The sequence below is a fragment of the Absiella sp. AM09-50 genome, from assembly GCF_003433845.1.
GTDB lineage: Bacteria > Bacillota_I > Bacilli_A > Erysipelotrichales > Erysipelotrichaceae > Hoskinsella > Hoskinsella hominis.
The window spans coordinates 209,186-210,272 of the sequence record NZ_QVFI01000005.1 but is presented as its reverse complement, the minus strand read 5'-3'; the positions used below and the strand labels follow the sequence as shown (position 1 = coordinate 210,272).

The window sequence follows — 1,087 nt, the reverse complement described above, 5'->3', positions numbered from 1 at the left end:
CAGATAAGACGGGATATTGAGGACGGTATCGACAGCACAGGCAAGAAAATGACGCTTTGCCAACTCTATGCCAAACAGAACGCACAGAGGGCAAATGTGAAGAAAAGCACAATGAAACAACGGGAACAACTCATGCGGTTATTGAAAGAGGACAAGTTGGGTGCTAGGAGCATTGATACAATCAAGCCCTCTGACGCTAAAGAATGGGCGGTGCGCATGAAAGACAAAGGCTTTTCCTACAATACCATTAACAACCATAAACGCTCGTTAAAAGCGTCATTCTATATCGCCATACAAGACGATTGCGTAAGGAAAAATCCCTTTGATTTCAAGTTAAGTGAAGTCCTAGAAAATGATACCAAAGAGAAAGTTGCATTGACAGAGGAACAGGAACAAGCCTTACTCTCATTCATCAAGACGGACAATGTGTATCACAAGTATTATGATGATGTGCTGATACTGTTAAAAACAGGACTTCGTATCTCGGAACTGTGCGGACTGACAGTAGCCGATATTGATTTCAAGAATGAAGTTGTGATTATCGACCACCAGTTACTAAAGAGCAAGGAACAAGGCTATTATATTGAAACGCCTAAGACGAAAAGCGGAATAAGGCAAGTACCATTAAGCAGAGAAACGATACAGGCATTTCAACGGGTTATGAAGAAACGCCCAAAGGCAGAACCATTTGTGATAGACGGACGGGGCAATTTCCTATTTGTCAATCATAAGGACAAGCCAAAAGTTGCGATTGATTACAACGCCTTATTTGTCCGTATGGTAAAGAAATACAACAAGCACCACAAAGACAATCCCTTGCCACATATCACACCGCATACGCTACGCCATACGTTCTGCACAAGGCTGGCAAGCAAGAACATGAACCCAAAAGATTTACAGTATATCATGGGGCATTCAAACATTAGTATCACAATGAATTGGTACGCTCATGCGTCCATAGATACCGCAAAATCAGAGGTTCAGCGTCTAATTGCATAGAAGTATTTACCACGATTTTAACCACGTTTGATAGAGAAAATATAAGAAGATAGACCTAGATATGTGAGGTTTACCACAAAAGCAAAAT

1 protein-coding gene is annotated in these 1,087 nt (G+C 41.2%); it reads left to right on the top strand.

Annotation, left to right across the window (positions count from 1 at the left end):
• Positions 1–999, top strand: a 999-nt coding sequence (locus DW114_RS22265) for a tyrosine-type recombinase/integrase (protein ID WP_233512183.1), incomplete at its 5' end; no start/stop codon positions are given.
• Positions 1,000–1,087 lie beyond the last annotated feature (88 nt).